General features: G+C 59.3%; 19 protein-coding genes and 1 pseudogene. 5 read left to right on the top strand and 15 right to left on the bottom strand.

From position 1 onward, the window contains the following. Positions 1 to 66: 66 nt before the first annotated feature. Positions 67 to 1,413: a metallophosphoesterase family protein gene (locus HF916_RS11340; protein ID WP_206001733.1), complete on the bottom strand. Its 1,347-nt coding sequence runs from the start codon at positions 1,411 to 1,413 to the stop codon at positions 67 to 69. Between the two features lie 300 nt (positions 1,414 to 1,713). After that, complete coding sequence (locus HF916_RS11335) at positions 1,714 to 3,111, bottom strand: hypothetical protein (protein WP_168788878.1); 1,398 nt, start codon at positions 3,109 to 3,111, stop codon at positions 1,714 to 1,716. A 740-nt stretch (positions 3,112 to 3,851) separates the two neighbouring features. Here HF916_RS11335 and HF916_RS11330 point away from each other — a divergent pair. The 3 genes from HF916_RS11330 (at position 3,852) to HF916_RS11320 (ending at position 6,252) form a co-directional block, all read left to right on the top strand. Then, complete coding sequence (locus tag HF916_RS11330) at positions 3,852 to 4,445, top strand: DUF1845 domain-containing protein (protein ID WP_168788877.1); 594 nt, start codon at positions 3,852 to 3,854, stop codon at positions 4,443 to 4,445. Positions 4,446 to 4,522: 77 nt separating this feature from the next. Next, on the top strand, positions 4,523 to 5,581 hold the full coding sequence (locus tag HF916_RS11325) for a hypothetical protein (protein WP_168788876.1): 1,059 nt from the start codon (positions 4,523 to 4,525) through the stop codon (positions 5,579 to 5,581). Between the two features lie 152 nt (positions 5,582 to 5,733). After that, the gene (locus tag HF916_RS11320) at positions 5,734 to 6,252 is read left to right on the top strand and encodes a bactofilin family protein (protein ID WP_168788875.1); all 519 of its coding nucleotides are present in this window, start codon (positions 5,734 to 5,736) and stop codon (positions 6,250 to 6,252) included. A 373-nt stretch (positions 6,253 to 6,625) separates the two neighbouring features. On the opposite strand, the gene HF916_RS11315 is transcribed toward HF916_RS11320, so the two are convergent. The 4 genes from HF916_RS11315 to HF916_RS11300 form a co-directional block, all read right to left on the bottom strand. Beyond that, complete coding sequence (locus HF916_RS11315) at positions 6,626 to 6,796, bottom strand: hypothetical protein (protein ID WP_168788874.1); 171 nt, start codon at positions 6,794 to 6,796, stop codon at positions 6,626 to 6,628. A gap of 140 nt (positions 6,797 to 6,936) precedes the next feature. Continuing rightward, on the bottom strand, positions 6,937 to 7,119 hold the full coding sequence (locus tag HF916_RS11310; RefSeq protein ID WP_168788873.1) for a hypothetical protein: 183 nt from the start codon (positions 7,117 to 7,119) through the stop codon (positions 6,937 to 6,939). A 113-nt stretch (positions 7,120 to 7,232) separates the two neighbouring features. After that, positions 7,233 to 8,963, bottom strand: coding sequence for an ATP-dependent helicase (locus tag HF916_RS11305; protein WP_168788872.1), 1,731 nt, complete (start codon positions 8,961 to 8,963; stop codon positions 7,233 to 7,235). Positions 8,964 to 8,968: 5 nt separating this feature from the next. After that, entirely contained in the window at positions 8,969 to 9,877 is a 909-nt protein-coding gene (locus HF916_RS11300) for an ATPase (protein WP_168788871.1), read from the bottom strand. A gap of 208 nt (positions 9,878 to 10,085) precedes the next feature. Here HF916_RS11300 and HF916_RS11295 point away from each other — a divergent pair, with 208 nt between their 5' ends. Together HF916_RS11295 and HF916_RS11290 are read left to right on the top strand one after the other, a co-directional pair. Beyond that, complete coding sequence (locus HF916_RS11295; protein ID WP_168788870.1) at positions 10,086 to 10,406, top strand: hypothetical protein; 321 nt, start codon at positions 10,086 to 10,088, stop codon at positions 10,404 to 10,406. A 126-nt stretch (positions 10,407 to 10,532) separates the two neighbouring features. Further along, positions 10,533 to 11,582, top strand: a pseudogene (locus HF916_RS11290) (RNA-guided endonuclease InsQ/TnpB family protein); the annotation flags it as partial. 16 nt (positions 11,583 to 11,598) lie between these two features. Here the strand turns inward: HF916_RS11290 and HF916_RS11285 are convergent. The 9 genes from HF916_RS11285 to HF916_RS11245 all read right to left on the bottom strand — a co-directional run bounded on the left by HF916_RS11285 (position 11,599) and on the right by HF916_RS11245 (position 21,690). Then, the gene (locus HF916_RS11285; RefSeq protein WP_168788869.1) at positions 11,599 to 12,201 is read right to left on the bottom strand and encodes a DUF4400 domain-containing protein; all 603 of its coding nucleotides are present in this window, start codon (positions 12,199 to 12,201) and stop codon (positions 11,599 to 11,601) included. Then, positions 12,194 to 12,454, bottom strand: coding sequence for a hypothetical protein (locus HF916_RS11280; protein WP_168788868.1), 261 nt, complete (start codon positions 12,452 to 12,454; stop codon positions 12,194 to 12,196). Before HF916_RS11280 ends, HF916_RS11285 begins: the two co-directional genes overlap by 8 nt. Then, positions 12,411 to 12,929, bottom strand: coding sequence for a hypothetical protein (locus HF916_RS11275; protein ID WP_168788867.1), 519 nt, complete (start codon positions 12,927 to 12,929; stop codon positions 12,411 to 12,413). Before HF916_RS11275 ends, HF916_RS11280 begins: the two co-directional genes overlap by 44 nt. A gap of 5 nt (positions 12,930 to 12,934) precedes the next feature. Beyond that, a complete protein-coding gene (gene traD / locus HF916_RS11270; RefSeq protein ID WP_168788866.1) occupies positions 12,935 to 14,803 on the bottom strand; it encodes a conjugative transfer system coupling protein TraD in 1,869 nt (622 codons plus the stop codon). Then, positions 14,800 to 16,002, bottom strand: a complete 1,203-nt coding sequence (locus HF916_RS11265; protein WP_168788865.1) for a TraI domain-containing protein — start codon at positions 16,000 to 16,002, stop codon at positions 14,800 to 14,802. Before HF916_RS11265 ends, traD begins: the two co-directional genes overlap by 4 nt. Before the next feature lie 92 nt (positions 16,003 to 16,094). Beyond that, positions 16,095 to 17,285: a type IV secretion system protein gene (locus tag HF916_RS11260; protein ID WP_168788864.1), complete on the bottom strand. Its 1,191-nt coding sequence runs from the start codon at positions 17,283 to 17,285 to the stop codon at positions 16,095 to 16,097. 72 nt (positions 17,286 to 17,357) lie between these two features. Then, a complete protein-coding gene (locus tag HF916_RS11255; protein WP_168788863.1) occupies positions 17,358 to 18,419 on the bottom strand; it encodes a type IV secretion system protein in 1,062 nt (353 codons plus the stop codon). 36 nt (positions 18,420 to 18,455) lie between these two features. After that, entirely contained in the window at positions 18,456 to 19,211 is a 756-nt protein-coding gene (locus HF916_RS11250; protein ID WP_168788862.1) for a DUF4141 domain-containing protein, read from the bottom strand. Positions 19,212 to 19,221: 10 nt separating this feature from the next. After that, the gene (locus HF916_RS11245; RefSeq protein WP_168788861.1) at positions 19,222 to 21,690 is read right to left on the bottom strand and encodes a VirB4 family type IV secretion system protein; all 2,469 of its coding nucleotides are present in this window, start codon (positions 21,688 to 21,690) and stop codon (positions 19,222 to 19,224) included. Between the last annotated feature and the right edge of the window lie 6 nt (positions 21,691 to 21,696).

Below are 21,696 nucleotides of genomic sequence, written 5' to 3'. Positions count from 1 at the left end.
AAATGGACGAAGTGCTCCCCAACGGGGAGGTACCCCGTCAGGGTTTGAGAGTGACGGTTCAGCGCGTTACGCGGCGAAAGGGTCGCCTGCGCTGAGCCAGTCGAGGTCGTCAGCCTTGTCCGGCGACGCCGGCGTTTCGGGTGACGCCTGAAGCAGAGGAAGCAACTCAGCGGCCGAAGCCACCGCGGTATTGAAGAGCCGCGCGAGAGCGGCTTCGGCGATCGCTTCCGGATCGTCCATCGCAAGTAGTTGCAGGCGCTCGATCAGGGGTCCGGCGTCGACGTTGGCCAACTCACACCAGCGAGCGAGCTTTCGATCCACCGTTACCTCCTGGCTGATGCCCTCGGCACGGCTCCTCATAACGGGCAGGATGCGTGCGTCGAGCTTCAGGCCAGCGGACTTCGAGAACAGCGCCTCGATCGCACTGCGATCGACCACCTGACGATGCTCTTCATCGATCTGCCAGCGCACACGCACGAAGCGATCCGTGGAAGCGCTGGCGAGTTCGGTGAGCCGTTCCATATCGGGCGGCCCGTCGAAATCGATGGTGACCATCTCGCGCGACGGTGTTGCAACGAGCCCGGATTGCGCGTCGTTGGCGGCAACCTGCCACATGAGATATCCCTTGTCGCCCTCTTCACCGTAGTGAAAGCGGCCGATTGAACCCGGATAGGCGATCTGCTGCCCGGCATGGGTCCACGACTGCGACTTGTGGATGTGTCCCAGCATGAAGGCGTCACACTGCGCTTCGAACAGAGCCGTGACCGAAAATTCGTGGTCGAAGCCCGCCATCATGACGCCGTGCTCGGTCGTGCAACCATTGACGGTGCCATGCGACACACCCACAGTCGGCACGCCGGCCGCGCGCAGGACCGTGTTCACCTTCCCCGCACGCACGAGAAAGCCCGTGAGGACTTCCGCGAGTTCGGTCGAGGCGTCGGCCGCGCCTACGCTTATCGCCAGCTGACCCTTGTGGATGGTCGGCAAGCACGTGAACACGACCTCCGGGTGCTGCGAGAGCACAGATTCCAGCTCCCCAGCGTCGAAGACCGCCCCTGCAGACGCGACAAACTTGCGCTTGATGAGCGCAACCTGCTGGACCCGGTCCGCGACGAACACGTCGAAGCACCCACCCATCAACGCGAAGTTGTCGAGTGTGCCCGGCGGCTCGTGCGAGAACGTGCCCTGCAGCATGAGGACCGGCATCGCGTTAGCCATACGATGAATCTGCGTCGCCAGCGCGTTCAGTGCAGGAGCATGGGCATCGAGCCGATGATCCGTCGAGTCGCCCGAGATGACGCCGACATCAGCGCCCCTCGCGATCGCGTCACCTACCGCGAAACGGAAGCAGCGATCCGACTCGACCAGGTTCTCCGGCGAATAATGCAAGTCAGAACATTGAGCGATTTTCAAAGTCGCCTCCATAAAGACAAAGGGCCGTCCGAAGACAGCCGGATGGAAAGGTGCCGATCGGCACGGGGTAAAGGAATGTCCGCGTTAGCGGGATTGTCGATGCGTCAGCGACGCTTCGAATGCGGTGTGTTTCAGGAAGCCGGCACGACACCGCGCGGCTTTCCAAAAGGCACTGTCGTTCGTTGCGGGGGGCGTGAGGCACGGATGAGAAGTTGCGCGACTCCCGCCCGGCCGGTAGGCTGGACGGGGAGCGCACAGGTGTTCCCCTTGTGGGAGAACCCACAGAGGGAAAGGAAAAGCTCACGTGTACTGGTTGAGCCCAGCGGCCGTTTGCTTCATCTCTTCTTCAAACGCCTGACGATCGTGCAACGCCACCATGAGGTGGTCATTCATCGTGTCCAGGTCCTTCGGGCGAAATGCCCAGCCGTTCGCGTACTTCACGTTCGCATAATTGCTGAACATCACTTGCCGCTCGCGTGTGGTAACGCCGAGATCCTTGAGAAGCCAGGTCAGGCGTGCGCGCTTGTCATCGACCGACTCATCGAATAGCGACGGATCGTCAGCAGCTGGCAGCGGATCGGTCAGCTCCCCGGCAGTGGCCTCCGGGACTGCGCTTCCCTCGCCTTCTTCACCGCTGGCCGGAAAATCCGGCACGAGAGATTCCGACGCGCTGGAATCCCCCCGAACGGAGAACGGATCGACCAGTTCGGCATGGGCTTTGTCATCGGCCATGGTCGCCCTCACGTCCGCGATGTCGACCACGTTGCCTGCGCGTGCGTCACGCTGCGCCGGTTGCCTGCTGTCAATGCCTCTGGCGAACCCTTCGGAGAGGTCAACGTCGGCGTTCAGGATCGGAATCCACTGCAGCGTGCGGACGTACTCACCGTCCTTCTGGCGGGAGATATCGATCTGCTTCTTGTTGATCCAGAGCGCGTTGCCCGACAGACGGCCGTTCGCGTGGGCGAACATCTCCATCGCTTCACGTGCCTTGCCGATGCCGTACATCGAAGTCGTCACCAGTTCGATCAGACCCAGGCCCTTGATATCGGGGATCGCGAAGATCAGCGATGCGTTTAACTTGCACTGACCGGACTGAAATTCAGGACAAAGGTTTGTGTTGCAAACCCCGTCAGGAATCGCGTTGTCCTGTCGATGCACTTCGATGCGCATACCGAAGTTCTTGACCGCACGCTTCGCACGCTCGTCGTGCTCGACTTTCGGGTAGGTCTTGCAATACCGCACCCCACCTTCGTACGTCGAGAAAAATTTGCGGCCGCTTTGACCCCACGTCGTCAACTGATGCGGCGCATTCTCCAGCCAGTCGTTGAACGCAAAAACCACGGGAAACTTGTACAGCTTGACACCTTCACCGCGATCCTCTCCATACAGGCGGAGAATTTCGGTGGCAATGTCAGGATTGGTGAAGTCCGACCGTCGGCACGTGAAGTACTCGACGTTCTTCGGTACGAGCGAATTTTTGACCTTGCACTGACGTTCAATGACTGAGTCGATCGTTTCGAACGAATCGCCGGCCGCGACCATCTCGTCGTACAGCTTTACCGCCTGCGCATTCTGGCGCGCGGCGGACTTCAGCACCTTGATACCCGGCCGGATCTTCCCGATCGTCGGCGGGCGCAGTGGGCGCTCTTCGAACATGCTGCGAGGCGCCACATTGGTCATGCTATTGGCATTACTCATGAGAACTCCTTCAGAGGATTGAGCGCCGTGTGTGTGCGGTGGATTGCACACGTGGCTACTCGCGGGAGGGATGTGTCACGGTGGTCATTGGGAGATCGGCGACCGGATGACGGAGGGAAATGAACCCGCTTTTGGCAGGCTAAAACGAAAAAAGCGCGTCCATCCGTTGGGATGACGCGCTTTTTGCATAATTTGATGCGGCTTGTGCCGCGTGGGGACCTACAACGCCCCGACCCTTTCGGGGTCGAGGCGTGCAGGGAGCCAAAGGCTCATAACAGGTACGAGTATGTCGTACCGCGCGCACACGTTCACGGCGCGAGAAGTCCCTTTTCGAACCGAAGTTCGCCGCAGGAATCACGGATCAACCAACTACGTCGCTCTACTTTGAAGGCCCTTTGAGAGAGACTGCCGAATCAAAGCTCAAGCGAGTCGCGGCGCAATCCATGCGGCCAGAGACGAGTTTTACGGTTGCGTAAGGGGAGCAGGGGCATTGCTCAGAAAGAGATATATCCACACCGGTGCCAAACGGTCGGAGCATGCCAGGGGCACGTCTTGTCAGAGGACGGATTCCGGGCTACGGAATCATGTCGATGCGTCGTAGACGCAGGAAGTAAGGACGAGTATCTGCTATTCCCGGTGCGTCTACCCCCGGAATGATGCTGAAAATCGCATGTCTTTCCGAAATTCGCAAACTGAGGATTTGAATACTATCCCTGAGAGAGACTTTCTGCCGAGACGCCATGGACGCCCGCAACCGCAAGACAACCACATCTGGGGATGGTTCTGACCACGATCCGCTTACCCCGAATGAATCCGCCAGTGGCCTGAAGCCGATAGCGCGCCTGACGAATGACGACCGGATCGGCCGGATCGTTCCGACTGCCGATTACAGCACGGATATCGAATACTACTCATTGTTCGCACGGACGTTCATCCGCGCGCACTACAACTTCTGTGCCTCGAAGATGACCGTTGCGCGGGGGGGCAAGAGCTTGGCGCTGGACTTCATGTTCCGTGAGTCCGAAGAATGGATGGGCAAGGCGATTGACTGGGCGAACCGCTTCGAATTCCAGAAGATCCCGATGCAGTGCGAAACGGTTAGCGTGAGCATTACGATCCCGCTCGCCGGGCGCCTCGTGAGCCTGATCAACGACTACGATCAGTTGTACATAGCCACATCGGGCGCAACCTTCAGGGGCTCGATTACGAACACTGAGAGAGACAGGACGTTGCTGAACGCCAGTAGCAAAGTCATGGCGATCCATACCATCTGCGTGCCCGACTCGGAGTGCTACGACGTCGGCGGAAGCCTGCTCGCCACGACCCAGCAGTAGGTCAGACCTGTGTTTAACCCTGAGCGTCGAAGGCGTAACGCCCGTGAGAAGCGCTCGTCAGCACTGGGAGTGAAAAATTGCGAATAGAAGACATCAAAAGCCTGCACCTGGACTATGCCCGAGCGCAGATGAACTGCGGCGCGACCCCCTTGCCGCCGATCAACCCGAAGCGTGCGTCCGTCGTCCGGGAGTTGCCGGCTGTCGAGCCCGCCCCGGTCGAACCTTCCCCACGCTCGCCTTCGGTCGCCCAAGCCGTTTCTCTGCGCGCGGCAGACGTAGTGGACATCGCATCTCCGGTGCCTTCCGCCCGCGAGACCGTGCTGATCGAGACGGCGTTACCGGTTCTCGACACGCCGTTGGACGGGTTCCCATCCACTGCCGCGGATCCGTCCGTCGCCTTGTCCGCGCAGGAAGGAACAGCGCCCCGGTTAAAGGAGGCAATCAAGGCACGCTATCTTGTCATCGCCGCAGCGATGGGCGTCAGTGTCATCGTGCTCGCCTACCGGACCCCTCCCCAGGCGCACGTGAGCGGGCCGGTCAGGAAGGTTGACGCCAGCCCGCCCGCACGGCCCAAACCGCTCATGACGATCCCCGTTGTGCCGACGGCTGCATCCGCCACAAGTACACAGACCGGCCTTACTTCGCCGTACGATAACGTCGCCCCACCCGGGTCCGGAACGCAAATGAACGCAGCGCCGGCCCACCCGGTGGCGAGCGCTGCACAGCAACAGGCGGGCGTTCCCACAGCGGCCAACGGGCGTGTACCGCACCGGCTCACGGCGCAGGATCTTATGCCGGATTCGGCCACGCCCGACTTCGGGCATAGGCCCAGCGGTCTCGCACACGTTGATCCGCACGAATTCACCGGCCATCAGAGCAGGGCCGAACCGGAAACACGGGTCGTCGAGGTCCAGGCTGGCGGGGGCGACGACGCTCGTCCGGGCTCCGTCTATGAGGCCCCAATCCGCAAGGTGATCCGCTCGCTGCCCAGAGCGAATCAGCCGGCTCGGGTAGCCACCGGCAAACAGCCTGTGACAACGGCGGCGGCCGCCGCACCAACCGTAGCATCCGCAGCCGCCGCCCGGCATCCAGGCGCGACGTCTGGCGATGCAGGCGGCGACCAGCAACTGTTCTAGAAGCGACTGGCTTACTGCCCGCGCAGTTCATTTTCCTTCCGGGTTGGCCGGGTCGCCTGAAGGCCAGCGGACGGGCTCCGGTCTCTGCACCTGGCAGGCAAGCCGATCAGATGGAAGACGCAAACTCATCCTCAAGCTGCAAGGAGCGCATCATGGAAACCCAGGGGAATACCCAGAGTCGTGTCCCAGCCGAACCGACTTACCGCGAATTGAGTGTGTCGATCATCGCGCAGGGTTGTTCGATCGAAGGTAATGCGATCGCGGAGAAAGGCATTACGATTCTCGGACTCGTTAAAGGCGATGTCTACAGTCATTCCGGCCTTCTGCATATCGGCGATGATGGCCGTGTGTATGGGAATATCGATGGCCAGGACGTCCTGATCAGCGGCAAGGTCGAAGGTAACGTGCGGGCTCGCGGCACGCTGTCGATCAATGGCCATGTACGTGGCGATATCCGCTACGGCACGATCCGGCTCGGCGAGGACGCGGATCTTGATGGTTGCCGCGTACAGCGGATTCGCCTCGACGAGGGGCAGGCGATCGACAATCCCCTTCAGCATTCCGCCTTAACTGCCCTGGGGGGTAACTTGCCATCAGCGAGAGTCGAGAACCCTGCCCGGCCCGACGACGCCAATGTCACGCCGCTCACTCGTATGGCGTCTGCAGGCTGATTGTTGCCGCGTTGTAGGGACAACTCCGGAATGACGACGGTTTGGTGTCGTCATTCTTCATTTTGCCGGTAATCTAGATGTCCGACCCCCACCCCCGAAGTCGGAACGTTCCCCCGGCCCTCCCGGTATCCGACCTGGATTCCGTCGTCGGGAAGGCCGCGCCTGTCGCCACCATAGCTTGCCCGCACCTTGACATCGCATTTCTCGCTTTACTTTGGAATTTCAACCGGCTTTCCCCAGGCTCGCACGGCGCGGTGACAGTAGTGCGAGGGCGTTGTGCGCAAAAGATTCGCGCCGTGCCGCACCGGGGGCCTCGTGCGTTTGGCCCAAGCATAGTCCCCGACACCGTGCCATCGGCACAAGCAGCTTCCGCTCAGAAAAGTCGTTTCACGAGCCAGACGCCCGCGATCAACACAACCGTAATCAGGATCACGCCGCCCGCACCATGGCCGCGCATGAGAGCGCCGACAGAATGGCTGGTCGCGCTGCGTACGACGGCTCCAGCGACCTGATCGCCAATCGAGCTGTAGGTGAGTGTGTGCATGAGCATCGTTTCCCTGTCCGCCTTAAGAAATAGTGTGCCGGTTGTGAACTAACAGCGGCTTTTGTCGTTTGAAACAACCGCTTGCGCGCACGGGTGGCCATCGCAGTCGACGACCAGAGAACAACTCGCGCGAACCCTGATCAGACCTTCAAGGCGATTTTGAGGTTCGAGTTGCCAAGGGTCGCATCGACCATCGCGGCGCTAGCGCCGCGCAACGACCTGATCTCCGTATACGCCACAACGAGCACGGCATCTGCTTCCACATTCCCTCTGGAGTCCTCTTTTGCCATAACGCTCGCTGCGTGTTCCAGTTTGTCTTCCATGATTTATCATCCTCGCCGGCGCTCGGCCTCATTCGCGGCGCTCGCGCGCCATGTGATCCCTTCTTTCTGTGTTGACGGAGAAGGGTTTGGAACATGATGGACATGACGGGTACTCAGGCGGGTTCAAGCGTCGCGGTTTCGAGCTCGGCTTCCTGTACGAAGCGGGACGAAACACCCTTCTTCGTTGAGGTAATGACCAATGCCTCACGCGCGCGAGTCATCGCGACATAGAACAGACGGCGCTCTTCCGAGACGGAGCTTTTGTCGTCGGGACAGACGCCCTCTTCCGAGCGGATGATCCACACGTTGTCCCATTCGAGACCCTTCGAACTGTGCATTGTCGTCAGCACCAGCGCATCGGGCGTCGGATCGTTGTTGTCCTGACGCAAGTAGTTGATGCGGTCCGAGAACGACCCCGTAAGCCGCGACAGGACCGCGTGCGTCGCCTGGATCGCGCGGGTGGCCTGATCGTTCTTCGAAGCAGCCAGCATCCATTCGACCGCACCGGCCAGCACGAGACCATGGCAGTGACGCTTGTAGAGGTCTTTCCACTCGCCCAGTCGCTTCATGAACGCCCGGTAGGACGTCGCGGTGTCGTCATGAATACCGAAGGCCACGAGTTCCGCTTTCGTGCGCGTCTTGAGCACCGGACCCATGTCGTTGTGGAGGGCCGTCAGGTCGTGCGTACTCATGCCGCCAAAGCCAAGCACGGAATCCAGACCGGTCAGCTTCGCCCCCTGGATGTTCTCGAGAAGATTGCAGAACAGGGCGCTTTCTGGTCGCTCAAGCACGGATTTCCCAGATGCGCGGTAGTACTTGATGCCGTGGGAGCGCACGACCGCTTCGACGGCATCCAGGTGACGGTTCGTCCGCGCGAGGACCGCGCAGGTCTGATTGGCTCCCAGCCGCGGCTTAAGGAACGCTGACGCCGCCGTTGCCTCCGCGTAGTCATCATCACACCGGTACACGAGCACGGTCCCGCCCCTGCCCTTTTCTGCGACCAACACCTTTTCGATCCGGTCCTCGTTCTTCTTGATGAGACGATCGGCAGCGCCCAGAATCTCCGAACGGCACCGATAGTTACTGCCGAGGACAATCCGCTTCGCGCGCAGCTCGTCCGAGAAATCGTCCATGCCCCGGTAGCCAAGCGCAGCCCGGAATCCGTAGATGCTCTGGTCGTCGTCGCCGACGACGGTCACGATCGACCCGGCTTTCGCGTGTGCGATTACCCACCTGTATTGCGACACGTCCGTGTCCTGAAATTCGTCAACGAGAAGGTGCGAGAAGGGGTACGGCGTGATGGTCCCGCTCTCCATCCCTTCGACGGCGAGGCGGATCATGTCCTGAAAATCGATCTTGCCATTGCGCATGAGCGCGGCCTGGTAGGCAGCGTAAAGCTCTGCCTCGGGTTGACCGGGGACCGTCCGACAAAAGTCATTCTTGATCTTTTCGATCGCCTGAATCGCGTCTTCGACCTTGAGATCGATGCCGAGCTCGTTGACGACGCGCTCCACCATCCAGAAGCGGTCGCCCTCCTTGGCGATGTCTGGTTTTCTGCCCTGCGACGCGCCGGCGAGTTGCTTGTACGCAAGCGAGTGGAAGGTGCCGCCAATCAGCCGTTTCTTCGCGCCTTCACCCGCCAGGTCGAGAATGCGCTCACGCAATTCGACGGCGGCGTCTTTCGAAAAGGTCACCGCGCCGACAATCAGACGCGGCTCCTGAAGGAGAACCGCGGCCTTCGTCGCGATGGTCTTAGTCTTGCCCGCGCCCGGGCAAGCAACAGCGAGGCAGGAGGTGCGTGTTTCCACGACCTCCCGCTGGCGCGGATTGAGACCGTCGAGCATGCTGATCAGTGCAGGTTCTGGATCGTGAGCATGAGCTTGCGGTGCGTGTTGAGACCACGCACGCCGACCGGGCGCAGTTTGTTGAGAAAGCGATTCACCTCGTCGTCAACGTCGCTCTGGTCACGTACACGGTTGAACACCATGAAGTCGAAGTAACTCATCGCCTTGTCGAAGTTGATGATGGTCTGCAGCAGATCGTACGAGTACGGGGTAAACGCTTCGACCTCGATCACCAGCGACGGGCGGGTGATCGTCGGGCGCAACGGCTGACGGCCTTTCTCGATGATCAGTTGCTCGGCCTGCGTGCAGAAGGCCGCCGCGACGTCCAGTTGCTCGTCGGCGTATTCAGAGAGTTTCGTTTGCTGATCTTCGAACCACTTCTGGACAGTGTCGGCGTTACGCTGGTTGTCGAACGTGCTCCGACCGAAGCGACCGATATTGACGGACATACGGTTCAGGAAAGCCCACCATGTCAGGAGGACGGGCGTGAGGCGGTTGTGGTTCAGCGTCACCGTCTCAACGATCACCGGTGCACCGGAAACCTGCCTCTCAAGAAGGCGCCGACCTTGCTCCTTCAACCGGCGGTTAATCGCGCGCTTTTCGTCCGCAGACAGGTTTTGATAGCGGCGACGGGTCTGCTCAACTTCGACTACCTGCTCGGCTGCTTCGTCGACCGTCAGCAGACCTTGCTCCTGCAGCGCAGCAGCGGTCCTGGTCATCTGTTCGAGTTCGGCCGTGAACGGCGCGTCTTCGGCTTCTCCACCGGCCTCGCCACCAGCCTCGCCACCGACCGCTTTGACGATTGCTCCGCCCTGGTTGGCAAAATCGGGCAGTTCGTTGGCTGCCGCGCCATGGGCGGCGAGATCAGCACCGTTGTGCTCGAAGCCTGGTACCTCACCGGTTTCAATAGTCATGGTCATCCTTGTTGGTCAACGTACCGCGCCCCACGCGCGGGATGGACCATTTTCACAAGATGAGATGAGGATGACTGTTGGAAACAGCGGGGAATTTCAATAGCTTTCGGAGGATATGCCACTTTGGCGGCGGATCTTGACTATGATCGCGCTGCTGTACTCTCAAAGCACGTACCTGAGAGATAGCCCCAAGGCGAGAGGAGAAACCATGAACATCTTCACTGAAACGATCGTTTCACCGTGGAAGCGGGTGCCGCTGCTCCTGAAACTTCCGACGGCCCTCGCTGCGGCCTTCTGCTCCCTGAAACTGTCGGGCTGGGTTGATGAGCATGGTCACCCGCATATTAGCCTCGTCCTCATGTTTCTCGCGATGTATCAGCTTTTTTGGGGAGTTGGTTTGATCCCTCTCTTCATCGGCTTCCGCAAGCTCAACAGGAAGCTCTTCTGGGGCAACGAGAAGCCCACCCTGCGCAGATGGTACTGGCGCCACTACTGGCTGGGTACCTTCGATGATCCGGACGAGGAGTAGCAGGGATCGCGTTGGCGCCCCAGCGCCGCCCGCTCATCAGATTTGCTCCGAGAAACTCCGTCCTTCAGGACGGGGAGTGACAGGGGCGCCGCCTGCAGGCGGCATTCCCACGTTAAAATAGACGGCATGATTCGTGTTTACCGCTACCGGGTGAAATCGCTGAACGGCTTGCTGAACCAGCAAAGCCGCGCGGTGAATTACGTCTGGAAATTCTGCAACGACACGCAGAAACACGCGCTCAAGTGGGGCAAAAAGTGGCCAACAGGCTTCGATCTCAACGTACTGACGACCGGCAGTAGCAAGGAACTCGGCATCCACTCGGGCACGGTCAATGCGACGTGCGAGCAGTATGCGAAGTCGCGCAGCCAGCATAAGCGGCCATACCTGCGCTATCGCGGCCGCAAGACCCTTGGATGGGTTCCGCTCAAGGGGCGCGACCTGAAGCGCGAGGGGGACGCTTTCCGGTTTGCGGGCAACACATTTCGCGTGTTCAACAGCCGCCCTCTGCCCGAAGGCAGGATCAAGGACGGGTCCAACTTCGCGCAGGACGCCCGCGGCAACTGGTTCCTCGATATCGCGGTAGAGGTCACCGACGTCCCCGCACGCCCGATCAGCAGCGGTGTAGGCATCGACCTCGGTCTGGATGACTTTGCCGCCTTGTCCAACGGCGAGAAAACGCCCAATGACCGGTTTGGCCGTCGCGCAGCCGGAAAGCTGGCGACGGCGCAGCGCGCCCGCAAGCACAAGCGCCATATTGCGAAGTTGCATGCGAAGGTTGCGAATGCTCGGGCCGATTTTCAGCACAAGCTCGCACTCGATCTCGTGCGCCGGTTCGATTGCATCGCGGTCGGCAACGTGTCGGCCGTCAGACTCGCCAGAACCAGGATGGCAAAGAGCGTCTACGACGCATCCTGGTCGTCCTTCCGCGACAAGCTCCGTTACAAAGCGATTGCGCACGGCGCCACGTTCGAAGAGGTGAACGAAAGAGGTTCTTCCCAGACCTGCTCGACGTGCGGTTCCAAAGACAGCGCGACGCGGCCGAAAGGTATCGCAGGTTTGCGAATAAGAGAGTGGACTTGCTGTAGCTGTGGTGTTGTGCATGATCGCGATACCAATGCTGCCTTGAACATTCTCCGCTCGGGACGTCGAGCGCCAGTCGTGGGAATCCCCGTCCTTCAGGGCGGCGAGGACGTCAATGGTAGGACGCTGCGGCCCGCCAGACGAGAAAGACGAGGGTGGCCGAGACCGCAATCCAGAACGGAGCGAGAATCGGCATGGGAAGCATAAGGACCGTAAACACCACTCCGAGCACGAGCACAATGCCGTGCGCGGCCACGTGGAAATGAAGGGGGCGCACCACTCCACCCGCTGCCGCGTTCACCTTGCGCCTGGTCCCACCGTCGATGAAAGATGCGACGCACATCAGGATCGTACCCAGAACCCACACCCTCATTACCGAGGCACGGTATGTGATCCGGTAGATCAGAAACCAGAAGTTGTGCGCCCACCGCCGCGCGACCGGGTTCCCGATCGTATCGTCCATATCCTTGTGATCCGACTGGTCCATTGTGGCACGCACCGCACCTGTGTCGACAAACCACGATTTGAAGTCGGCATTGGCCCGTTCGATCGCACTATCCGCCCGGTCCGGGCCCAGCAGAGTCGACACAGAATCTGTCTCCTCCGGGTAGACCTTAAAGAGTTGTTCGTTGTCCAGCAGCGGCATCAGAAACAGTGCCAGCAACGGTGCAATGAAAAACCACCAGCGAATGTGGGATACGAAGCGGCTAGACATTGACTTTAAATGCGAGCTGACCGATCAGATAGAACGCAAAGAGCAGGAGGCCGAAAGTGCCTATCCCGCACTGGAGCGGGTAGTGACGAAGCACGAAGGCAAGCGCGTAGACGCGCGCCCCCTTGCCAGTGGTGAATTCAGGCGGAATCGCGTTCTCGACCGAATCCGCTTCGCCGGCAGAAAGCCAGGCGCGGCGAGCCAGTTGCTCGTCAATGCGCGACAGCTTCGCGATTACCGTTACGATGGCTGGCATCGTGGTCCTCCAGGAACAGGCGGAACAGTTCACCCGGAAGCGTCCGGGCCGCTAGTTGAAAGGCTGCGGAATGCGGCGTGATCTCGTCCGGGCAGCATTCCCCAATCGTGTCGATCTGCATCGTCTCGTGCCTGGTCTCGAACTGGGTGATCGACTCGATCATCGGCAACCAGACGAAGTACTGTTCGCCCTTCTTCGCGACATGACGGCGGCGATAGAGACGATCCGCGTGCTCGAAAAGCCCGTGCAGGAAAGCAAGGTCGGGGTTGCACTGCTTACTTGCGCCTTTGTGTTGTTCGAGGGCGCGCAGCAAGACCTCCTTGATAAGCGCATCCTGCTCGCCCTGAAAGCGAAGGCCAATGAAATCAGCGACGCGGCCAGCGGCCAACTCGAGCTGCGGCGACACAACGAAGATCTGGGCGAGTTTTCCAGCAAGCTTGTGTTCCCGTGCGGCGGTTTTTAGAAGTTCACTCACGTTTCTTAATTTGAAAGAATTGGAACACGGCCTTGGTAGACGGCTGCGCCCGAAATCCGCATGAAATATTGGAGGTTGGGCAAGCCGTGAATCAAGCGCGTCGGAATCAGTGGCGCCTTCTCCAGTTGTAGGGACCTCGAAATCGAACCCTGAAATTCTCCAATGTGTGACTCGGTTCCGGTGCTTGTGCTGCTATTGATGACGAGATTACGGATCGCGGTTTCTCCAACCTTGTCGGAGAACCACTGCGCCGTATCTGTGTCTTCCAATCTTAGGATGATCTGATTGTTCAGGTTGCCCAAAACCTGCAACATTTTCGACTCCTCTCCGAGGGTTGCTGTCAGATCGGACCGTGTCTGGAAGGCAACGAACGCCTTGAAGCCGGCGCCGCGACCCTTGTTGAGCACCTGGATCACCTGTTCGTTGATGGCTTCAGCGATCTCATCAATGATCAGAACGACGCTCGGCCGCTCCGCGTAGAAGTTGTAGACCGCCCCGCACACAGCTGCCACGTCGGCGAGCATCATCGACGCGATCGCCTGCTGCACGATCTTGTTTGACAGCGAATCAAGACCCATATAAAGCACGGCCTTTTGCTTGATGACTTTATCGATGTCCCATATCTCACGCTCATCCGAGAAATCATCGTTCTTCGGCGCGAGCATCAGACCGGTTTCGCCGGTTGCCAGCATCTGCAACAAAGGAAGCGCGGACGCGATGATCCGCATGTAGTGCTCCCTGTCGTGCGAGTGCGTAGCAATCAGACCTTCCAGCGCCTCGTGGCGGTTGCCAGAATTGCCGAAGCGTGTCTTGTACAGATCGACCATGCCGTCCACGCGACCCGCACCCTTTTGCTGTAGTCTTTGCATGCTGGCAGCCAGCTCTTCTTCCCAGTTCGCAAATTTCTCTTCCCGGAAGAACTTGATGAGCGCACGCTCAAGCAGCGTGGCCACCCCCGCCTGCGCGTAGTTCAGAATCGATCGCAGGTTCGGCTTGTCCTCGACGTACAGTTCGCCTTTCACCGCGCGGTCGATGAACAGGTAGGCAAAACTGCGGAACGGCCCCTCCTCCATCAGTTGGGCAATCCGGCTCGGGATTTCGGAAGGTTGCGACCAGTTTTCAAGAGGATTCAGGCGGATCGACAGCGACGGTTTCGACTGGTTGAAATAGAGAAACTTCCGGCCGGTCCGCGCGCATTCCCTCTCAACCCTTTGCTTCCAGTCCTCGTCGTTCTTTGGGTCGATGATGATGAGCACATCGTCCATGCTGTGGATGACCTGCGTGGAAATCACCTCGTACGTACGCGTCTTGCCGGACCCCGTCGTGCCGGCAACCGCGGTATGGCCACCCATTGCCTTGTAGTGGAATGGCACGTAGCCCTTGTTCTTCTCCATCCCGTGAATCCAGGACGATCCCTGAGGCATGCGGTCGAGCTTGCTGTTAGGCGGCGCAAAAATCTCTTCGATCCACGCCTCAAACTTGCGACCAGTCGGCGTTTTGTTAAGCCACCGTGGCAGGCCAGGAATGTCGGTGGTCGGCATGCGGAGGATGTCGTGAGCAATCTGGCAATGCTTCTGCGTCCATTCAAATCCGATGCCGAGGTACATCGAGTCGGACTCCTTGCGCATCTTTTGCTGGATGTCGAGCAGCTTCGGGACCTCCAGCGTCGTCAGCCACTTCGTCGAGATCGCCATTCGAAAACTGAGCGCCGACCAGACCTGAGCGGAGCGCACAAGGAAAAGGCACATCGCCAGCAACGCGAAGACCCAGCCATACGGCATTCCGCTGAGTGGCACGACGAGCATCGCGCCGAACCACGCGATCATCGCGCTCGACTCATAAACGGGGCGGAAGTGGTTGATGTAAGGGATCATGAGGAGGCTTCCTCACGCGCCTTGATGAGCCGACCGAGCCCCTGGGCGATGGTAATTTCGGTCTTGGTGTTCCCGAGCAGGACCCCTTTCTTCCGGAGCACCTCGATCAGTGAGTCACTGGCGATCCCGTACCCGCCAAGGATCCGCTTGGCGATGGTGAGTCCCATTGCCGCCCACGCGACTTTCACCTTTCCTGACTCGACGTCCTCTTTGAGCGCCCGGAAGAAGTCGACAATCATGGGCGGGTAGTCCTTCAGGCCGTCCTCCAGCGTCGGCACTTCGTCCCTGGTTGCGCCAGCAGAGCCGGCGTCGCCCGCGACCGCATCGAGCAGCGAGATTTGCCGAGGATCTACCGGCTTGCTGCCGGACGCCTTGGTCGTTGGCGCAGTGACTGGCCCAGGCGTTTGCTTCTCGCCGACCGGGGCTTGCGCGGCGACGGGTTCCTGAACCGGCACTAGGACGTTCGCGACATCGATCGCAGGAGGAACGCTGAACTCCACGGGAGCGAATTCTGCACGCTGGGCCTTCAGGTCAAAGTCGGTGGCGACCTTCACAGCCTCCCGCACCACCTTGTGCGTGATGGACTCTCCTTGCAGTGGCATGGGTGCGGGATTGATCGCTCCGAAGACCTGCGCGAGGACGACGGTATCGAGCGCGGACAGCAATTCCTGGCCAACGATCAGTTGGGCGAGCACGCCGGTACGCATGCGTTCAACCGGGAGCGGAACCTCGCGGCGGACAAGCCGGAATTCGGAGCCGCCGAGCCACGGATTCAACGCACCGTGCGCAGAGGGATTCCACCCCGCGTCATCCGACGCACGGAAAACACAGAAGTGGCGATGCGGCTCGTCCAGTCCCGAGCAGACGGCCGCGATGAACACGCCGTAGGTGTACTGAGGCTCGACGCGGCGACGTTCCTCGGACGTAAGGTTGGCCGCGAACTTTTGCGCACCGGCCAGGCGCATCGCGTAAAAGGCAAGCTCGATGGTCCAACGGAGGGCGCCGCCCGGCTCCCTGTAGAGTTCCGGACAGAGTGGCTGGCTCGAGTGCCACTCGGCGCATCTGATGAGTACGGCCATCCACTTCTGCTCGAAATAGACCGGCTTCGCTTCATTGGCGCACTGCTTGATGAGCTCGACCCGTTTGGAAAGCTCGCCGATCTTCTGCAAGGAATCGATCGCTCGGAAGTTCGTGGGCATGGTGGTGAATGACTCTATGTTCAATGCGTATGTCTTGATCTGGCGCCAGTCGTATCTTGCGCTGCCTCGTCGCGTAGCCCGCCCTGCTCAGGTCACACGGGTTTCTGGTCGCTACTGCCATCCGCATCGTCGTCACTCTTCTCATCGTCATCTTTGGGCCTGTCTTCGTCGCCGCGACGCGATGCGCCAAAGGCGCCGGCGGTAGCCGCCGCGACAAGCTTCCCGGCGATACCTGGGCCACCTGACACTCCGCCCGACCCGAACATGCCGGCAATCTTCGGAATCTCCAGCGACAACAGCATGATGAATATGGACGAAATGGTGACACTGATAACCGAGGCAAAGCTCGTCGAGAAGTTCAGGGTGCCCGAAGCGGTCTGCAAAGGCGCTAGAAACTGGCTGATAACGAGCGTATTCATGGCACCAGCGACCGCTGTGTACATCCCGGCGTGGACCATGAACGCAAGCCATGACGAGAAGAAACCCCGCGTCATATCATGAAAGCCGAGCGCTATGGCAATCTTCCCGAACACGATGCCAACACCAGACTGCACCGCCCCGACCATGGTGTAGTACAGGAAGATCACACCGGATATGCAGATCGCCAGAAGGCAGAGAAGCGCCAGAAGATCGATAGCGAAAATCTGGACGCACTGTGAAAAGCTCGCGCCATCGGCCGAATGAACAATGCCTAGCCAGACGGACCCCGCGGCCTTCCCGATTGCCTGCACCGGTGTCGAGCCGCCGTTCAGATTCTTGGCAAGCGTGAGAAACCAGTTGCAGAACCCGGGTGCGGCTGTTCCGTACCCAACGTACACGGTGGCGAACATGCCCAGGACGAGCAGGTTCTGAAACGCCTTCACCCAGGCGGATACCGGATGATGGGTGCCAGCGAACTCGACGAAAGTGAGCACGACGACAATGACCGCGAGCCCACCCGCTAACTTGTCTGATTCGGAATTGAGAGTTTGAGCAGCGCTTGTCGCGGCCCCGATAATACTTCCCGTGATCTGCGTGACCAACGCGCTAACTTTGTTAAAGGCATTCGTAATGTCGGCGGCTGTAGCGGCAAGACCCTCGCCGCTTACATCTGATCCGAGTGCGGCCGAGATTACGGTCGTAGCCGCCGTTGTGACGCCCGGACTCTCTGTATCGACCGGGACGCCGGTATTGGGGTCGACATCGGACACGTCGCCGGCTTGCGCGTGGACGAAACTCGACAACACCAACGCCATAATGAAGGCTACGCCAACCCCGTATAGAAATTTGGTCACATTCGGCATGCGGCCCCCCAGTGTCCTGAGTGCCCTGCCATTTTTGGGCGAGGTGATGCTTCCACTTTTTGTGCCCCCATATTAGCCAAGGGCACGCATCGTTGCGGCGGAGGCCGCTTTGTTGACGATCTTCGCGCCACCAGATGCGCCCGAGCCGAACATACCTGCGATCTTTGGGATTTCCATCGACAGGAGCAGGATGAAGAGCGATATGACAGTCAAGGCAATCACCGAGGCAAAACTGGTGGAGAAATTGAGCGTCCCGGATGGGGTGTTGCTTTGCAGCGTGGTGATGAACGTCTTGATCACGAGCGCATTCATAGCGGCCGATACGGCGGTGTACATCCCCGCGTGAATCATGAACGACAGCCACGACGCAAAGAAATTCCGGGTCATCTGGTGGAAACCCAACGCAATGGCAATCTTCCCGAAAACGATTCCAATTCCCGCCTGCACGACGCCAACCAGCGTGTAATACATGAAAACGACGCCAGAGACGCACATCATCAGGAAGCAAAATGCCGCGGCGAAGTCGATCACGACAATCGTAAGAATTTTTGAGCCGTTGGCGAGATCGGTAAAGCCCAGCCCATCAGTCGAGTGCTTCATCCCAAGCAGCACGGAACCAGCGGCATTGCCTAAGGCCTGGATCGTCGGCTGTCCTCCATTCAAGTCGTTCGCAAGGGTCACGAACCAGCTATAGAATCCCGGAGCTGCCGTCGCGTAGCCGACGTAGACGGTCGCAAACATGCCCAGGACCGTCAGATTCATGAACACCTTCACCCACGCACCCACGGGGTGGTGCGTCCCAGCAAACTCGGCAAAGGTTAATACGACAACCAGAACTGCGAGCCCGCCCGAGATTTTGTCGGACTCCAAATTCAGCGACGACGTAGTACTTACCGCAGTGCCGATAATCGATTGGGAGACCTGCTGCACTTGATTGCTAATGGCAATGAACGCGTTCGTGACGTCCTGGCGAGTAATAGCAAAACCGACACCAGTTGCACCGTCGGCAGATGCCGCTGGGGTAGCTGTGCTACCTGCCGCTGCAGAAGCCTGCGCGCGGCCGTCCGGCGAAAAAAGCAACCCCATCACCAGCATGAGGCCCAGTGCGCAGAGGAAGGTACGGGCTTTCAGCATGACAGTTTCCTGAGTCGAGACTAGGTCGACTTCAACTTAGTTCGTGGTCGAAATGCCCAGATTCGAAAGCTCCAGCTGCTGAGCCTGGAGTCGCTGCTGGAGTGTTTTCGCATCCTGACTTTTCTGCTGCGCTTCGATCCCCGCCTTTTGAGCAGCCTGTTGCGCGGCCTGCGTTTGTAGCTGGATCAGGTCGTTGTTCTGGGACGTAACGATATCGAGGTAGTGCGTCGTCGCCTCCGCCGTGGATTGCTGCGTCGGATTCATTGCGATGGAGTCCTGAAGCTGTTGCCGGCGCTGCATCAATTGCTGCTGGTGCTGTGCAATGCTGTTGCCGCTCTGGAAGAGGCTGATCGCCTGCTGATTGCCCTGACTGGCCAGAGTCGCCTGATCCGTAATGAACTGCTGCGGTGTTTTGCCCTGCGACGCGGCGAGGCCCTGCACCTTGTTGATCCATCCCTGGCCGCTTTGCAACTGGCCATAGAGACTCTGCAGATTGGTCACATAGCTCTGCATCGAGGTAATGTCAGAGGTGATCGAGTAGTATTGCTGCAGCAAGGCAGTCGGATCGATCCCCGTCGCCTGCTTGAGTTGATTCGCTTCCATCTGGTACTGGTAGACGATGTTGGTATCCTGATAGATCTCTCCCTGAACGGCTTTCGCAGCAGTGATGACATTCTGGGCAAAGTTCGTCGGGTCGAACACGATCCATTGTGCGTACGTCGACTGAGCGGCGAACGTCAGGACCAGGGCGACCAATGCGCCGAACGCGTGACGTTTGTTGAGAAATTTCATGTCTATCTCCCTACGCTCCATCGAGCGCCAAGATTTCATTAACGTAGTTTTCGCGCCAGTGCGGTTCGCCCGACTCGTAATGCTTGTCGAGGATGGTCTGCGCGCGACCATCAGAGCGGAGATACGCCAGCGTCTCCTGCGGAAACTGCGCCTGCAGCATGCGAGTCCGCGTCGGCGTGACGAGTAGATAATCGCGGTTCGGAACCGCGTTCGAGATCATGTTGACCTGATTGTCGGTCAACCCGAAAACCTCGCAATACAGGTGCCTGTTATTGCGCGCGTCGGCGTTCGGGAGGTAGAAGATGTTCGGGATGTTCTCCTTCAACACCTCGAAGTCCCTGATGCGCTCAAGCTGTTTGAGCGACTGGGTCGCAATCACAAGCGTTGCGTTCAGCTTGCGAATCGTCACCGCCCAGATTTCCAGCCTCTTGTAGAACCGCTCGTACTGGAAGAAGAAACCGCCCTCTTCGATTTCGATGATCGTGTAGCGGCCGGTGAGCCACTTGGAGATCCGGAAGAAGGCGTAGTCCATGAAGAGCGCGGCCGCCACGGGGTAACTCTGGAAGAGATCACCAAGTTCGATCGAAAGATCGTCTGACAGCGCGAAGGCATCCTCAACGTGATCGAAGAACCGGCCGTTCTTCTCACCCTCGGTCCAGACCGACAGGCGCTCACGCAGGTCCACCGGCAACAGCGTGATCAGGTTCGAGAGACGCCACATTTCCTCGGCGTAGCCTTCACCGAGGGTCTTAACCGCCATGAAGATCTGACTTTCCTGCGTTTTCGTGCACGTAAAGTTGTCGTCCTCGATCGCCATCTGCACCCAGCCGGCGACGTAGGTGAAGTTATCTTTGTCTTCGAGCAACGAGAGCGGGTTGACCGACGTGGCCGCAGAGAAACGCCCCGTCACGTCGATGAACTTACCGCCCGCCAGCACGGTGGGAATGCGCGTTGAGCGATCCTTGTCGAAGCGGATTCGCCGAGCGCCATGGCGACCAGCTTGTGAGAGCAGGAAGTTGAGAAAGACCGACTTACCCGCGCCGATCGGCCCGATTACGAGCGCGTGCGACTTGCCTCCCGGATGATGCAGGTGCAGACGCTGCAGTGTCTTGTGCTGCGTTGGCAGACACGTGAGTGCGCCTACCCGCTTACCGGCTTGGGAAGTCAACCATTCGTTGACGTCTCCGCCGTCGAGCACGCCACGAATCGGAGCGATGTCCGACATCGCCGGTGTCTCCACGAACTGGAGGCGCTTTTGCTGGTTCCACTGACCAGGAAGCGTCGACGCCCAGGCCGCGAACATATTGTTTTCTTCGAGAATCGCCCCGAAGCCTGCGTTGCCGACGCGCCCGACTACTTCGCGGGTCTTGTCGTCGCACTCCTGCTGCGTGTCACCATAAACAATAATCGAGATATTGGCGAACCCATACTGCTGACCATCAGCCATAAGCTTCGCGAGCGCGTTTTCGGCCTCGTTGGCCAGACGCTCACGGCCCTTGTCATTCTGCTGCTCTTCCTTCGCGAAATACTGCTTGATCATCGCCCACGGGTTGAACGCTGCTACCTTGTAGAAGTTCCGGATTTTCTTGATGTAGGCTTCGGCGCGGCCGGTGTTCAGGAACCGGAACATCACGCACACGTCCAGCTCGGCATCTACTTCGTTGAGGATGTCGAGCGCCGCCTCCTGAAAACCCAGCCACTCCTTGATGCTCACGATGCGCGCAAACCTGGAGCCATACGCCGACTTGAACTCGAGCATATTCGCGCCGATGTTGACCTGTGTCTCCGTGAGGTGTGTATCGAGCATGGTCACAGGGTAACGAACGCGACGTGGCGGCACATTTGGGTTCGCGGTCTGGTGCAGGAACGCCATCATGTCCTGCATCTCCAGGCGTTTAAGCCTCAGGCGTGTCACGCCCCCCTTGAAAGCGTCGAGCACCGACTCGAAACGCTTGATGTCGTCCTGCATCTTTGTCAGGTCAAACGCGAGCGCACTACGCGCAAGCAGCATGTCCTTGGCTGTTTCGAGGATAGCGAGCGGGACAGGTTTTCCACCAACCTTCATGTGGTAGGTGATCTTTTCGAAAATCTTGTCGATGCCCGACTCTGGCGTGTACGCGAGCGCCAGCGAGTGCGAGTTCCTGAAGAACTTGCCGCTCGAAAGGGTCTGCTGGTTGATCGCGTCAATACGCGCGTCGGCCGCTGAATGAAAGTCCCCCTCCAGCTGGGTCTTGATGCGACGGTGTGACAGGCGCCACCATGCCGTGATGCGATGGTCAAAATTCTTGCAGGCGTGGTCAAGGTTGTCACGCACGGAAGAGATATCGCTCAGATTCGGACTGTCCGCATCGATTCCATCGAAGACGAATTGCGTGAGCAACGACCCATCCTTGTCGAAAATGAGCTCGGGCGTGACCATGGTTGCCCACGGCGCAACTTCCTGAATCGAACGGGTCGTAATCCTTGGTTTTTTCTGCATTTGGCG

It is taken from the genome of Paraburkholderia aromaticivorans (assembly GCF_012689525.1).
GTDB lineage: Bacteria > Pseudomonadota > Gammaproteobacteria > Burkholderiales > Burkholderiaceae > Paraburkholderia > Paraburkholderia aromaticivorans_A.
This window is presented reverse-complemented; position numbering and strand designations above follow the sequence as displayed.

What these genes read in the sequence shown, in the direction of transcription:
- HF916_RS11260 (WP_168788864.1), bottom strand. Translation starts at nt 17,285, where the DNA reads ATGCCGAATGTGACCAAATTTCTATACGGGGTTGGCGTAGCCTTCATT.
- HF916_RS11335 (WP_168788878.1), bottom strand. Translation starts at nt 3,111, where the DNA reads ATGAGTAATGCCAATAGCATGACCAATGTGGCGCCTCGCAGCATGTTC.
- HF916_RS11265 (WP_168788865.1), bottom strand. Translation starts at nt 16,002, where the DNA reads ATGCCCACGAACTTCCGAGCGATCGATTCCTTGCAGAAGATCGGCGAG.
- HF916_RS11295 (WP_168788870.1), top strand. Translation starts at nt 10,086, where the DNA reads ATGAACATCTTCACTGAAACGATCGTTTCACCGTGGAAGCGGGTGCCG.
- traD (WP_168788866.1), bottom strand. Translation starts at nt 14,803, where the DNA reads ATGATCCCTTACATCAACCACTTCCGCCCCGTTTATGAGTCGAGCGCG.
- HF916_RS11250 (WP_168788862.1), bottom strand. Translation starts at nt 19,211, where the DNA reads ATGAAATTTCTCAACAAACGTCACGCGTTCGGCGCATTGGTCGCCCTG.
- HF916_RS11305 (WP_168788872.1), bottom strand. Translation starts at nt 8,963, where the DNA reads ATGCTCGACGGTCTCAATCCGCGCCAGCGGGAGGTCGTGGAAACACGC.
- HF916_RS11255 (WP_168788863.1), bottom strand. Translation starts at nt 18,419, where the DNA reads ATGCTGAAAGCCCGTACCTTCCTCTGCGCACTGGGCCTCATGCTGGTG.
- HF916_RS11300 (WP_168788871.1), bottom strand. Translation starts at nt 9,877, where the DNA reads ATGACTATTGAAACCGGTGAGGTACCAGGCTTCGAGCACAACGGTGCT.
- HF916_RS11285 (WP_168788869.1), bottom strand. Translation starts at nt 12,201, where the DNA reads ATGTCTAGCCGCTTCGTATCCCACATTCGCTGGTGGTTTTTCATTGCA.
- HF916_RS11330 (WP_168788877.1), top strand. Translation starts at nt 3,852, where the DNA reads ATGGACGCCCGCAACCGCAAGACAACCACATCTGGGGATGGTTCTGAC.
- HF916_RS11245 (WP_168788861.1), bottom strand. Translation starts at nt 21,690, where the DNA reads ATGCAGAAAAAACCAAGGATTACGACCCGTTCGATTCAGGAAGTTGCG.
- HF916_RS11315 (WP_168788874.1), bottom strand. Translation starts at nt 6,796, where the DNA reads ATGCACACACTCACCTACAGCTCGATTGGCGATCAGGTCGCTGGAGCC.
- HF916_RS11310 (WP_168788873.1), bottom strand. Translation starts at nt 7,119, where the DNA reads ATGGAAGACAAACTGGAACACGCAGCGAGCGTTATGGCAAAAGAGGAC.
- HF916_RS11280 (WP_168788868.1), bottom strand. Translation starts at nt 12,454, where the DNA reads ATGCCAGCCATCGTAACGGTAATCGCGAAGCTGTCGCGCATTGACGAG.
- HF916_RS11320 (WP_168788875.1), top strand. Translation starts at nt 5,734, where the DNA reads ATGGAAACCCAGGGGAATACCCAGAGTCGTGTCCCAGCCGAACCGACT.